The sequence below is a fragment of the Colwellia sp. genome, from assembly GCF_013214175.1.
Lineage (GTDB): Bacteria > Pseudomonadota > Gammaproteobacteria > Enterobacterales > Alteromonadaceae > Colwellia.
Window position 1 is genome coordinate 1 of sequence record NZ_JABSPA010000001.1, and the last position, 12950, is coordinate 12950.

The following is a 12950-nucleotide window of genomic DNA, read 5'->3' on the forward strand; positions in this document are numbered from 1 at the left end:
GTGAAACGCAGTTGCGCCGATGGTAGTGTGGGAGTTCCCATGTGAGAGTAGGACATTGCTAAACTTCTAATTTGTGCTTAGGCACACGAGAAGCCCGTTACAGTGGTAACGGGCTTTTTTCTGTCTGGGATTTGATAAAGAAGTTGCACCGAGAGTAGTGTGACTTATGTTGCAACTAAGCCCATGTGAGCGTAGGCGACGTTGCTAAACTTCTAATTTGTGCTTCGCCACACGAGAAGCCCTATTCAAAAGAGTCGGGCTCTTTGCTGTCTGCTATAGAATTATTTTTGTGTAGCTCCCATCACGATGTGGCCCCACCGGATTCCATTCAGCCCCAATGCCGCGGCGCTTCAGCAGTAAAACGCAGTTGCTGCGTAGATGGTAATCGTATGGGTGTTATTCCCTTTATGTGAGAGTAGAACCTTGCTAAACGTCTAATTTGTACTTCTGTATATGAGAAGCCCGTTACGAAAGTAACGGGATTTTTGCTGTATGGCTTAAATTAAAATCCAGTCGTTATCTGCATAAGGTGTGCCTTCTTATTTCCACCAGGACAATATACTCCTGTATTGTCTAATAAGTTACATCCATTTACGTCAACGTAATTAAGCAGATGCTCGGGGCTTATGTTAAAGGTAAGATCATATGAGAACGTAGCGGGGTATGGATAAACTTCACTCGTTAGTAAATTCTCCAATAAAGAATAGAAACCTGTAGCTTAGGCTTCTGTGTTTTCTATATGCTGTGTAATGTCATTATCACTTAGTATTTTTATAGTCAGTCGGCTACGTTCTAGATTTATAGCGATGGCAATAAGTATAGCTAATAATATAATAATTTGGCTAGACACACCGTAATGTCTACTTATCTAATTAAGTACTATTATGGTAAAAAATGATTGTATACATTATACATGTTGGGTAGTAGTATGCAGAGGTTACTTATTTGTAAATTACTCCCGGTAAAACAAATCAATAGCAACATACTTTTAGTAGATCTGATCTGTCAATCACCCTTCTATAAGTATACTCAGCCAGAGCAGGTTTCTTGCTCTGGCACCCATCACTTGTTAGCACGACATAATTCGTTAATTACTTTACAGTTTAAGTGAATACTTATGTATCATTTGTGAATTATTATATCAATGTGATAAAGTAACTTATCTATGCCCAATGGTAATATTATAGTAGAAAATGGCTGTATGTTTTATACGCACCATAAGGTATTGTTGCTATGTTATTAATTGTAACTTACTCCCTTAGTGGTTAATTAATAACAAAATACTTTGTGCTAAGATCTGATCTGTCAATTATATCTCACGAGTATATTTGTCCGGAGTAGGGAAACCTACTCCGGCATCCTATCTTATTTTCTTTAGTTTGATTGAAGAATTATTAGTCAATACTTAGTTGTAGTTAACTTTCGTCGGCTTTTGTTAATAAATAGCCAGTTAGTCTTCTACTGCCGCTATATTGATAAAATTTCTCTATCCATGTGTACTCATTACTGTCAATTATCAGTCATTATCTAGATCTCCCTTGAATTTTATATCCTAAACCCCACATAGTTTCTAACAACTTTTTAAAAGTAGATTAATAATTTTCACCGGAGATATTTTAGATGTCAGAAACTAATCAAGTACAAAATCATGCGTTTGCATCGGACAACGCCAAAATACTACAATTAATGATCCACTCACTCTATTCAAATAAAGAAATATTTTTGCGTGAGTTAGTCTCTAATGCCGCTGATGCGGCAGACAAGCTTCGTTTTAAAGCATTATCAGATAATGCATTGTACGAAAACGATGGTGAGCTTCGTGTTCGTGTTAGCTGTAATAAAGAAAATAACACATTAACAATTTCTGATAACGGTATCGGCATGAACGTTGATGAAGTTATTGAGCATTTAGGTACTATTGCTAAATCAGGTACTGCTGAGTTCTTCTCTCAATTATCAGGTGATCAAGCATCTGACTCGCAACTTATCGGCCAATTCGGCGTTGGTTTTTACTCTTCGTTTATCGTTGCAGATAAAGTAACCGTGCGTACCCGTAAAGCGGGTGACAATGCTAGTGAAGGTGTTGAGTGGGTAAGTGCAGGTGAAGGTGAATTCACCACGGCTAAAATTGAGAAGACTAATCGTGGTACTGATATCATCCTTCATTTAAAAGACGATGAATCAGAATTCGCAAATGACTGGCGTTTAAAGTCTATTGTTACTAAGTACTCAGATCATATCTCAGTATCAGTAGAGATGTTAACTGCTGAAGTTCCAGCTGTAGAAGCTGTAGCAGAAGTAACTGATGAAAAAGATAATGTAACAAGACCTGCTGTCGAAGCGGTTGATGCTATTCCTGCATTATGGGAACCAGTAAATAAAGCGACTGCATTATGGACACGTGAAAAATCTGATATTACTGAAGAAGAATACAAAGAGTTTTATAAGCACGTTTCTCATGATTTTGGCGACCCACTTTTATGGGAACATAATAAAGTTGAAGGCAAGACCGAATACACTTCATTGCTATATATTCCGACTAAAGCACCATTTGATATGTATAACCGCGAAAAGCAACATGGTCTTAAGCTGTTTGTTCAGCGCGTATTTATTATGGATGATGCTGAGCAGTTCATGCCAACCTACTTACGTTTCGTCAAAGGTTTATTAGATTCAAATGATTTACCATTAAACGTTTCTCGTGAAATATTACAAGATAACAAGATTAGCCAAGCGATTCGTAAGGGCTGTACTAAACGCGTATTGAAAATGCTTGAAAAATTAGCTAAAAAAGATGCGGAAAAATACCAAGGATTTTGGGATGAGTTTGGTCAGGTATTAAAAGAAGGCCCTTCTGAGGACCAAGCAAATAAAGATCAGGTTGCTGGTTTATTACGATTTTCTTCAACTAATGACAATGTAGCGGCTCAAAATGTGTCACTTGCTACTTACATTGAACGCATGAAAGAAGGCCAAGATAAGATTTATTATGTTGTTGCCGATAGTTTTGAAGCGGCTAAAAGTAGCCCGCATTTAGAAGTATTCCGTAAAAAAGGCATTGAAGTATTGTTAATGTCTGACCGTATTGATGAATGGTTAGTAAGCCATTTAACAGAGTTTGATAGTAAGCAATTACAGTCGGTTACTCAAGGCGGGTTAGATCTGGGTGATATGGATGACGCTGAAACTAAAGAAGCACAAGAGAAGCTTGAGAAAGAGTATGACTCTGTTGTTAAGCGCATTAAAGATAGTTTAGAAGGAAAGGTTAAAGATGTTAAACTTTCTCAACGTCTTACTGATTCTCCTGCTTGTATCGTAGCTGATGATAATGACATGAGTAGCCAAATGGCTAAGTTAATGGCATCGGTTGGTCAAGAGGTACCTGATGCTTTACCTATCTTTGAAATCAATGGTGAGCATGAGCTTATTAAACATGTTGCCGATGAGCAAGATGATGATAAATTTGGTCAGTGGATCGAAGTCTTGTTTGACCAAGCTATGTTAGCAGAACGTGGTAGCTTAAAAGATCCAGCTAGCTTCGTTGCTCGCTTAAATAAATTAATGTTAAGCCTAACTAAGTAAGTATTTTTATCGCAAGGTAAGCTTTAGGTAATACTTTAGTCTCAAAAAGGAGGTGTTTCATGCATGAAACACCTCCTTTTTTGTTCAATCCTCCTTTCTCTACTTGTTTGCACATAAGCTAGCTTGTATAGTGTCTGCGGCTTTATTATAAAGCGAAGAAATATTACTTTTGTCTGATCAGACACAGTTCATCAGCATTGAATAAAGGTAATATTTACTTAATACATCAACTATTAATTTAAGGTTATATAATATGCGCATTGTTTTATTAGGTGCTCCAGGCGCTGGTAAAGGCACACAAGCACAATTTTTAATGGCTAAATTTGGTATTCCACAAATTTCAACAGGCGATATGCTGCGTGCTGCAATTAAAGCGGGCTCTGAACTAGGCAATAAAGCTAAAGCTGTTATGGATGCTGGGCAATTAGTTTCTGATGATTTGATCATCGGCTTAGTTAAAGAACGTGTCGCACAAGACGATTGTAAAGCAGGATTTTTACTTGACGGTTTCCCTCGTACCATTCCACAAGCAGATGCCATGAAAGAAAGCGGTATCTCTGTTGATCACGTACTTGAATTTGATGTGCCTGATGAAGTGATTGTTGAGCGTATGGCTGGCCGTCGTGTTCATTCTGGCTCTGGTCGTGTTTATCACCTTGTTTTCAATCCGCCAAAAGTAGCCGGTAAAGATGATGTAACCGGTGATGATTTATCTATTCGTCCAGATGATGAGGAGGCGACCGTACGTAAACGTTTATCTATTTATCACGATCAAACTAAGCCACTAGTAGACTTTTACCAAGCTGAAGCTAAGGCGGGTAACTGTAGTTATTTAACTATTGATGGCACGCAAGCTGTTGAAAAAGTTAATCAGTTATTATCAGCTCAGCTTGCTTAATATCTAGTTATTCTCTAGCTATTTAAGTGAAAAAACTCGCCAAGGCGAGTTTTTTATGTCTGGCGTAACGAATACCAATTCCATTAAATTATTGCTTAGTTTCTGAGCATAGCAATGTGAGGAATGTCATCTTCTAAGTACATAGCTGATATCTGAGTGAAACCATGTTTTTGGTAGTATGACTTTAAATGTTGTTGGGCAGAGATCTTGATCTCTTCGTTAGGGTAATGTTGCTGACAAAGCGATAGCGCTTCTGTCATTAATTCGTGGCCTAAACCGCCGCCTCTGGCTTGATTGGCAATAACCACTCTGCCGATACTGATATTGTTTGCATAGTTTTGGCCTTTAGGCAGAATGCGCAGATAAGCAACTAGTTGCTCTGCTTGATAACCTAATAAATGTAGAGTTTGAGGGTGTCGGTCAAGCAGGTTTTTGTCGCCGTCTAAATCAGGATAAAAACAAGTTTGTTCAACGACAAAAACATCAATGCGCAACTTCAGTACATCATATAATTGATTCAGCGATAGCTCAGTAAATGCTTTGGTTTGCCAGGTTGTTTTTATCGTCATAGTGAGTTTAGGGCCGTTAAATACTTAGTAGTTTTAGGTAACCATAATACTTGCGTTCATCAAGGTAATCTTTAATTTCTTCTTTATACTTTTTTATGCATAATTCAGGGAATTCAATAGAGACGACTTTATTTAGTGCACAAGCATCAAGAAAGAGTAAATATCCTAGCGGCAAGTACGTTGGATTGAAATTGCATTGATATATCGTTGCTCTGACTTGGCTAGCATTATAAAAAGTCTGTTCACCATAACGCTTCTGTAGCTTAGGTAATAGTTGGTTTCCGTATTTTTTTATTGCTCTACGCTTAAACATGGCTATTCCTTAGCAGGGACTTCTTATGGTGTCTTAGATAAATAACGGCTCATTATAATGAAAATGATTTAGCTTCAGTAATTAATCGAGCCGTTTTATTGGACAGCATTTTACACCATGTATCGAATAAAATCGATAAGAACTCAGGGATTGATTATTTTGACTTTATTGCGATCAACAAAAAATCCGGCTTGTTGATACGCTTTCACAATGGCGCCACGCTGCCGTAGTATTTTTAAGCCTTTATTAATCGCGATATAAGCTTCCTTTCCCTCCGGGTGCTTCTTACTTATGACAAAATGACGAGAGTCTTTAAGTACCACGCCAATATTTTTAACGGGCACTAGGTGAACTTTATTCATAACAAAGCTTTGATCAGGGGTTGAGTTAAAGGGCATCAAAATGAAGTCTATCCACTGGATATCGACCATACGTACCATAGATAACCAAGAATCGTCTCTAGTAAGGCTTTTAATCGGGAGTTTCTGAAGTGTTTTCCAGTCAGTACGCCATTTGGGTGTTGATACCGCCGTTAGCTCAGCAAGGTCACTGAGTTCCTTAATCGCTAAGGTTTTCGTGTTTTTCGGGCTAGTATAAATTCCCGCGATATACTCGCCATTTCTTATTACTGGGTCAGAGATATAAACCTTGTCGGCAAGGGGTAATGCATCTTGTTGCCAGTAGGAATCAAAACTTATTAAAAGTTGACCGTTTTGTAACATTTTAGTATTACGAAAGTTAACTTTACCTGGGGCGTAACTGAAACTATGGCTAAAGCCACCAAGTTTGAGTGCCTGTTGGGCAATAATCATGTCGACCACGTCGCGGCGGATATTTTTACCGGAGAAGTTATCTATTGAGCTGATATCTTTATCAGTAACAAATCTCTGGTAATCAATGTAGACATCATCACGTATATAAATAAGCACACTATGCTGACGGGCGAGAGCATTCGAGCTAATACTTATCAGTGTAAGGATAAGCAGCACTGTAGTTAATGTTTTAGTGCCTGTTGCTGTAGAAAGCTTTGCCATAAAAGAACGCCATCATATTTTAAACTACTTCACTGGGGTTAAATGCATCCCTGTCTAATTCAAGATAACAAGGATACAAATATTTAGCAAAGTAGGGTGAGAGCTTCCAATAATGAAATGTAGCGCTATTTGTTATGTCGTTGTTGTAATACGGCCATAACCTCACTGAGTTCAATTTTTTGATCTGCGAGTAATACTAAGGTGTGATAAAACAAGTCGGCACATTCACCTAATAAATCTTCTTTTGTTTCAGCAACAGCAGCAAGTGCAACTTCAACGCCTTCTTCACCAACTTTTTGTGCCATTTTAGTGGTGCCACGAGAGAATAAGTGCGCGGTATAACTCTCTTTTGGATCATCATTTCTCCGACTATCAATAACTTGTTCTAGTTCACTGAGAAAGTTTTGCTGAGTTAATTTTTGTTCAGGAAAGCACGACTCTGTGCCTAAGTGACAACTTGGACCGATAGGCAAACAAGCAATAAGTAAACTGTCATTATCGCAATCTGTTAATATTTGTTTAACGTTTAAAAAGTTACCCGAGGTTTCGCCTTTCACCCATAGCGCTTGTTTTGAACGACTGAAAAAAGTTGCTTTACCTGTTTCTAGGGTTGCGGCTAATGAGGCTTGGTTCATATAACCTTGCATTAATACTGCACCAGTTGCCGCGTGTTGAATAATGGCAGGAATGAGGTCATTCATTTTTTGCCATGCTAACTCATTAATATTGTCTTTGTTTACTAACATGGTCTCACCTCTATACGTTGCTCTTTTAAATAAGTCTTTAAATCTTTAATGGCAATAACTCCTTTATGAAAAACAGAAGCAGCCAGTGCGCCATCGACATCTGCTTGTTGGTAAATATCACTAAAATGTTTCATAGTACCTGCACCACCTGAGGCAATTAAAGGTACCTTGCATACCGCTCTTGCTTGCTTTAATTGTTCGATATCATAACCTTGACGTACACCATCTTGGTTCATGCAGTTTAACACTATTTCACCTGCTCCTAGGCTGACGACTCTTTCAATCCAGTCAAAGGTAGTCCAGCCTGTTTTTTGTGTACGTTTCTCGTCACCAGTAAATTGATAAACTTGGTATTCACCTTTGCCATTATTAGCCTCTTTGTTATAAAAGCTATCTACACCAACAACAATACATTGTTGACCAAAAACATCGGCTAAGCGGGTGATAAGCTCAGGATCTCGTAAGGCAGGAGAGTTAATGCTAATTTTATCTGCACCCATCATCAATATTTCTTTCGCATCAGCTTCACTTTTAATACCACCAGCAACACAAAATGGAATATCAATAACTTCAGCAATACGCGTTACCCAGCTTTTATCAACCACACGACCATCACTGCTTGCGGTAATATCATAAAATACTAATTCATCCGCACCAGCTTCTGCATATTTCTGCGCTAAGGGTACTATGTCACCAATGATTTCATGATTGCGAAATTGCACGCCTTTTACTACCTTGCCATCTCTTACATCGAGACAGGGAATAACTCTTCTAGCTAACATGGGCTTTTCTCCCTTATAGCTTCTTTAGCTGTAGGCCAACAAGCAATTGCTTCTTCAAGGGTAAACTTACCTTCAAGTAACGAACGACCCAAAATAACGCCGCTGACACCCGTTGGAATTAACGCTTTAATATCGCCCAAGCTGCCAATGCCGCCCGATGCTTGCCAGTCAATTTCTGGGTACTTGGCACAAACCTCTGTGTATAAATCAACATTAGTACCAGTTAAGGTGCCATCTTTACTAATGTCGGTACATAACACGTGTTTAATGCCTGCATCTTGATATTGAGCCAGTAACTCTTCTAGGTTAACACCACTGTCTTCAATCCAACCATGAGTTGGCAGAGTTTTATTACCTTGGGCATCTATTTTAATATCTAGCGCTAAAACAATTTTTTCACAGCCGTAGGTTTTAAGCCATTGCGTGACTAGTTCAGGTTGTTTAATAGCTAAACTGCCAATAACAACACGATCAGCACCTAGTTCTAGCAGTTGCTTTACATCGTCTTCACAACGTATACCACCACCCACTTGTATGATCATCGATGGATGTTTAACAACAGTTTTTAACGTAGCTAATTGACGCTTGGTGCTGTCTTTTGCGCCATCTAAATCAACAAAGTGCATAATAGTAGCACCTGCTTTAGCATAAGACTGTTGACGCTCTTGTACGGTATATTGGTAATTAGTTTTTTGGTTATAGTCGCCCTGATACAAACGCACAACTTGGCCATTAATCAAATCAATTGCGGGAATCATCATAATTTCACAAGCTCCTGTGGCTCTAATTCTAAAAAGTTTTGAATGATTTTACTGCCTAAAGCGCTTGAGCGCTCAGGGTGGAATTGACAGCCAATAAAGTTATCTTTAGCTATTGCTGCTGAGAAAGTACTGCCATATTCACAACTGGCAATGGTGTACTCACTGATAGGTGCGGCAAAACTGTGGACAAAGTAAAAGTAATCACCTGTCGTAATACCGTTGAAAATAGGGTGGTCTGATACTTGGGTCAATGTATTCCAGCCCATATGTGGTAAACGTTTATCTTGTGCCTTCAACGGCTCAATCTTGGTTGGAATTAAGTTCAAACAAGGCACTGTATTAGCATTGTTATCAGCAGTTGAGGACTTATTACCTTCGGTAGAAGACTCTGTCATTAACTGCATGCCTAAACAAAAGCCAAGTACTGGCTGAGTGAGGTTTTGTAATACAGTTACTAAGTTTTTAGCTTTGATATTAGCCATGGCGTGCTTAGCACTGCCAACACCGGGGAGTATTACTTTATCAGCTTGTTGGATTAGCTCAATATCATCAGTGATAGTAACCTTATAACCTAACCGCTCAACGGCAAACTTAACCGAGGCTAAATTTGCACAACCAGTATCTACTATTACATTCTTTGTTACTGTCTTTATCTCTGCCATTACAAAGTGCCTTTCGAGCTTGGCATAGCATCACCATCAACTTTAATCGCTTGACCTAACGCACGGCCAAACACTTTGAATAAGCTTTCTACCTGGTGGTGGCAATTTCCTTTACTGGTTGATAAATGTAAAGTAATTAACATTGAGTCGGCTAATGAACGGAAAAAGTGTCCGACCATTTGTGTTGACATAGTACCAACTTTATCACTGGTAAAATCGGCATCAAATTCTAACCAAGGGCGGCCAGAAAGATCGATTGTACATTCTGCTCGACATTCATCCATAGGTATGACAAAACCAAAACGATTAATACCCCGTTTATTACCTAAAGCTTGTTTTAACGCTTGGCCTAATGCAAGTGCGGTATCTTCAACACTGTGATGGTCATCAATGTGATAATCACCGCTCACTTTACAATCCAAGTTAAAGCCACCGTGGGTCGCTATTTGATCTAACATGTGGTCAAAAAAACCTAAGCCGGTATCTATTTTACTACTGCCAGCTTTATCTAAATTAACGGTTACTGTGATGTCAGTTTCTTTGGTTGTGCGAGTTACCGTTGCTATTCTTGGCTGCTCTAACTGATTAATAATTTGTTCGCTCACTTGTGACCAATTCAATGTGTCTCGATTGTACTTGATGCCAACGATACCCATGTTAGCGGCAAGCCCCATATCTGTTTCTCTGTCGCCAATAACATATGAATTGGTAAAATCTACCCTACCTTGTTGTAAGTAATCACTTACTAAACCCAATTTGGGTTTACGGCAGTTACAGTTATCTTCATCAAAGTGAGGGCAAAGTAGTACGTCTTGAAAGTTTATACCTTGAGAGCTGAAGATATCCATCATCTTATTATGAGGTAAATCAAAATCGCTTTTTGGGAAACTAGTGGTGCCTAAGCCATCTTGATTCGACACCATCACGAGTTTAAAGCCTTTAGCTTGTAATTTTAGTAGCTCAATAATGACATTGGGTTCAAAGACTAGTTTTTCTAAGCTATCAAGTTGCTTATCGATAACTGGCTCTTCAACTAAAGTGCCGTCACGGTCGATAAATAATATCTTCTCTTGGGTATTACTCATAAAATGCTCTTCAATATGTTTGCTGTTGACTGGCCTTAGTGGGCTGACAATTGGGTTAATAAAGTTTGCTGAAGTTTTGTTATTTCTTGCGCACTGCCAATGCTAATGCGTAAGCAATTTTCCAGCTGTATTTGTTTAGATTGATCTCGAATCAAGATATTATTTTTAACTAAAAGATCAAATATATTGGCTTTATCTTGCTCACTTTGGCAGCGAAAAAGGACAAAGTTGGCATCACTAGCAAAGACTTGCTTACACCAAGATTGCTTTGTTAACCATTGATTTAGTTGTTCACGCAGAGTATTACTTGCTTGAACTTGCTTGGTCATTTTACCTAAGCCTGTTGTTAATGCTGCACTTGCTATTCCGGCTACTGGCGCAGAAATAGGGTAGGGTGCAATAACTTTAGTTAACAAGGTTATTACGTCATTATTTGCTAAGGTAAAGCCACAACGAAGACCCGCTAAAGCAAAGGCTTTAGATAAGGTTCTTAGTACAATGACATTGTCAAAGTCTTGCAATAATGTTGCCGATGAATACTCAGGACTAAATTCTATATATGCTTCATCAACCACCACCATGGCAGTATCTTTAAATAGCTTTATTGCAGCAATAATTTGCTCTTGCGGTAATAAATTCCCCGTTGGGTTGCCTGGAGAGCATAAAAACACCACTTTCACCTTACCTACTTGCTGCTGTAAACCCTCTAAATCTAGGGTGAAATCAGCAGAGTTGAGCGGTACTTTAACAACCGCTGCACCATGGTTTTCTGCACTAATAGCGTACATACCGTAAGTTGGTGGGCATATTAAAATACTGTCTTGGTATGCTTTACAAAAACTGCGAATGATCAGCTCTATACCTTCATCGGCACCTCGAGTTGCCAGAATTTTATCTTTTGCTAAGCCAGAATATTCGCTATAGGCGGAGATTAAGCTATCGGGCTGAAAATCAGGGTAGCGATTGATATTTGTCGCCGATAACTGATATTGACCACTACCTGGCGCTTCATTTGCGTTCAGCCATATTTTATCGTCTTGGGCATCAGCGCTAGAAAATAGACGTCGTGCAGATTGATAAGGCACCATATCAATTAACTCTGTCCGTGCTAATTGCTCTGCGGTCGTTAAAGTTTGATTGTTTTTACCTTTATTTATCTTTAGGTCAGCCATCGTTACGAACCTTCTTCCAAACGAATAGTGACAGCACGCTGGTGTGCATCTAAACCTTCAGCATCCGTTAGCTCGATAATACATTCAGCTAAACTAGCCAAACCTGATTTAGTTATCTCTTGCACGGTATAACGACGAGAAAAATCAGCAAGAGATAAACTTGATATCACCTTTGAATAACCATAAGTGGGTAATACGTGGTTAGTGCCGCTGGCGTAATCACCGGCAGATTCTGGCGTGTAAGCGCCGACAAAAATTGAACCGGCATTACGTAAACTGTTTAACAAGGTTGGAGCATCTTCAGTTTGAATGATTAAGTGCTCTGGTCCGTATTCATTCGACACTTGCACCGCTTGAGTTAAGTCTTTGGTTAAAATCAATCGAGACTGGGTTAACGCTTGCTCGGCTATTTTACGTCGAGACAATGTCACTACTTGCTTTTCTAATTGATCTGCTACTTGTGTGATTAAAGCTTCACTATCACTGAGTAGTATCACTTGGCTGTCAATCCCGTGCTCTGCTTGTGATAATAAATCTGCGGCAATAAAGGCCGGATTTGCTTGCTCATCAGCAATAACTAATACTTCGGAAGGGCCAGCGGGCATATCAATAGCAAAACCCGCCACTTGTTGTGATAGTTGGGTTTTTGCTTCGGTAACATAGCGGTTACCAGGGCCAAATACTTTATTTACCGCCGCTATTGTTTGTGTACCATAAGCAAGTGCGGCAATCGCTTGGGCGCCACCAACCGTGTAGATTTCACTAATACCACAAAGATCAGCAGCCACTAATACTTCATTGGCTAATTGGCCATTTTTATCAGGCGGACAAACCAGAGCGGTACGTTTGCAACCGGTAAGTTGCGCCGGTATACCTAACATTAATACCGTTGAAGGCAAGGGCGCCGAGCCAGCAGGAATATATAAACCGACACTTTCTATCGCTTCAGTTTTTAAGGTGCACTTAACACCAGGGGTCGTTTCAACCGTTATATCCGTTGGCTGTTGTGCACTATGAAATGCTCTAATTTGTTGGTAAGCGGTGTTTATTGCTTTTAAGCGCTTAGCTGATAAGGCTAACTTGGCTTGCGCAACTTGCTCAGCGCTCACTGACAATGTACTAAGCGCGATACCATCAAATTGCTCAGTTAAAGCATATATAGCTTTATCACCTTGATTTTTAACTTGCGCTATAATGTTGGCAACTTGTGTTGATAACAAGGCGCTATCTGCTATTGCAGGTCGTGCAAGGGCGGTTTTTTTTTGCTGCTCTGACAGTTCTTGCCAATTGATTAGTTGATTAATCATAATTACTTGTTCCTAATACTTCGAGGATGTGTTTCTTTA

General features: G+C 39.2%; 12 protein-coding genes. 2 read left to right on the top strand and 10 right to left on the bottom strand.

Annotated features, from left to right (window positions below; translation table 11 throughout):
- Positions 1 to 1620: 1620 nt before the first annotated feature.
- The gene (gene htpG / locus HRT55_RS00005) at positions 1621 to 3582 is read left to right on the top strand and encodes a molecular chaperone HtpG (RefSeq protein WP_291617859.1); all 1962 of its coding nucleotides are present in this window, start codon (positions 1621 to 1623) and stop codon (positions 3580 to 3582) included.
- Between the two features lie 253 nt (positions 3583 to 3835).
- Entirely contained in the window at positions 3836 to 4480 is a 645-nt protein-coding gene (gene adk / locus HRT55_RS00010; RefSeq protein WP_291615103.1) for an adenylate kinase, read from the top strand.
- A gap of 95 nt (positions 4481 to 4575) precedes the next feature.
- Here adk and HRT55_RS00015 read toward each other — a convergent pair whose 3' ends face one another.
- From HRT55_RS00015 to hisD, 10 genes are all read right to left on the bottom strand, one after another.
- Positions 4576 to 5049: a GNAT family N-acetyltransferase gene (locus HRT55_RS00015; protein ID WP_291617861.1), complete on the bottom strand. Its 474-nt coding sequence runs from the start codon at positions 5047 to 5049 to the stop codon at positions 4576 to 4578.
- 16 nt (positions 5050 to 5065) lie between these two features.
- On the bottom strand, positions 5066 to 5362 hold the full coding sequence (locus HRT55_RS00020) for a DUF6559 family protein (protein WP_291615099.1): 297 nt from the start codon (positions 5360 to 5362) through the stop codon (positions 5066 to 5068).
- 143 nt (positions 5363 to 5505) lie between these two features.
- Entirely contained in the window at positions 5506 to 6396 is an 891-nt protein-coding gene (locus tag HRT55_RS00025; protein WP_291617863.1) for a hypothetical protein, read from the bottom strand.
- A gap of 125 nt (positions 6397 to 6521) precedes the next feature.
- Positions 6522 to 7142 carry a bifunctional phosphoribosyl-AMP cyclohydrolase/phosphoribosyl-ATP diphosphatase HisIE gene (gene hisIE / locus HRT55_RS00030; protein WP_291617864.1) on the bottom strand — a complete coding sequence of 207 codons (621 nt, stop codon included), beginning with the start codon at positions 7140 to 7142 and terminating at the stop codon, positions 6522 to 6524.
- Positions 7136 to 7924, bottom strand: a complete 789-nt coding sequence (gene hisF, locus HRT55_RS00035) for an imidazole glycerol phosphate synthase subunit HisF (protein WP_291617865.1) — start codon at positions 7922 to 7924, stop codon at positions 7136 to 7138. The genes hisIE and hisF overlap by 7 nt, the downstream gene beginning before the upstream one ends.
- A complete protein-coding gene (gene hisA / locus HRT55_RS00040) occupies positions 7918 to 8685 on the bottom strand; it encodes a 1-(5-phosphoribosyl)-5-[(5-phosphoribosylamino)methylideneamino]imidazole-4-carboxamide isomerase (protein WP_291617866.1) in 768 nt (255 codons plus the stop codon). Before hisA ends, hisF begins: the two co-directional genes overlap by 7 nt.
- Positions 8682 to 9347: an imidazole glycerol phosphate synthase subunit HisH gene (hisH, locus tag HRT55_RS00045; protein ID WP_291617868.1), complete on the bottom strand. Its 666-nt coding sequence runs from the start codon at positions 9345 to 9347 to the stop codon at positions 8682 to 8684. Before hisH ends, hisA begins: the two co-directional genes overlap by 4 nt.
- Positions 9347 to 10432: a bifunctional histidinol-phosphatase/imidazoleglycerol-phosphate dehydratase HisB gene (hisB, locus tag HRT55_RS00050; RefSeq protein WP_291617870.1), complete on the bottom strand. Its 1086-nt coding sequence runs from the start codon at positions 10430 to 10432 to the stop codon at positions 9347 to 9349. Before hisB ends, hisH begins: the two co-directional genes overlap by 1 nt.
- A 35-nt stretch (positions 10433 to 10467) precedes the next feature.
- Complete coding sequence (gene hisC, locus HRT55_RS00055; protein ID WP_291617872.1) at positions 10468 to 11604, bottom strand: histidinol-phosphate transaminase; 1137 nt, start codon at positions 11602 to 11604, stop codon at positions 10468 to 10470.
- Positions 11605 to 11606: 2 nt separating this feature from the next.
- Positions 11607 to 12911, bottom strand: coding sequence for a histidinol dehydrogenase (hisD, locus tag HRT55_RS00060; protein ID WP_291617874.1), 1305 nt, complete (start codon positions 12909 to 12911; stop codon positions 11607 to 11609).
- Between the last annotated feature and the right edge of the window lie 39 nt (positions 12912 to 12950).

Bases quoted from the DNA above. Each gene is read 5' to 3' on its own strand.
- htpG (WP_291617859.1), top strand. From the start codon at position 1,621: ATGTCAGAAACTAATCAAGTACAAAATCATGCGTTTGCATCGGACAAC.
- adk (WP_291615103.1), top strand. From the start codon at position 3,836: ATGCGCATTGTTTTATTAGGTGCTCCAGGCGCTGGTAAAGGCACACAA.
- HRT55_RS00015 (WP_291617861.1), bottom strand. From the start codon at position 5,049: ATGACGATAAAAACAACCTGGCAAACCAAAGCATTTACTGAGCTATCG.
- HRT55_RS00020 (WP_291615099.1), bottom strand. From the start codon at position 5,362: ATGTTTAAGCGTAGAGCAATAAAAAAATACGGAAACCAACTATTACCT.
- HRT55_RS00025 (WP_291617863.1), bottom strand. From the start codon at position 6,396: ATGGCAAAGCTTTCTACAGCAACAGGCACTAAAACATTAACTACAGTG.
- hisIE (WP_291617864.1), bottom strand. From the start codon at position 7,142: ATGTTAGTAAACAAAGACAATATTAATGAGTTAGCATGGCAAAAAATG.
- hisF (WP_291617865.1), bottom strand. From the start codon at position 7,924: ATGTTAGCTAGAAGAGTTATTCCCTGTCTCGATGTAAGAGATGGCAAG.
- hisA (WP_291617866.1), bottom strand. From the start codon at position 8,685: ATGATGATTCCCGCAATTGATTTGATTAATGGCCAAGTTGTGCGTTTG.
- hisH (WP_291617868.1), bottom strand. From the start codon at position 9,347: ATGGCAGAGATAAAGACAGTAACAAAGAATGTAATAGTAGATACTGGT.
- hisB (WP_291617870.1), bottom strand. From the start codon at position 10,432: ATGAGTAATACCCAAGAGAAGATATTATTTATCGACCGTGACGGCACT.
- hisC (WP_291617872.1), bottom strand. From the start codon at position 11,604: ATGGCTGACCTAAAGATAAATAAAGGTAAAAACAATCAAACTTTAACG.
- hisD (WP_291617874.1), bottom strand. From the start codon at position 12,911: ATGATTAATCAACTAATCAATTGGCAAGAACTGTCAGAGCAGCAAAAA.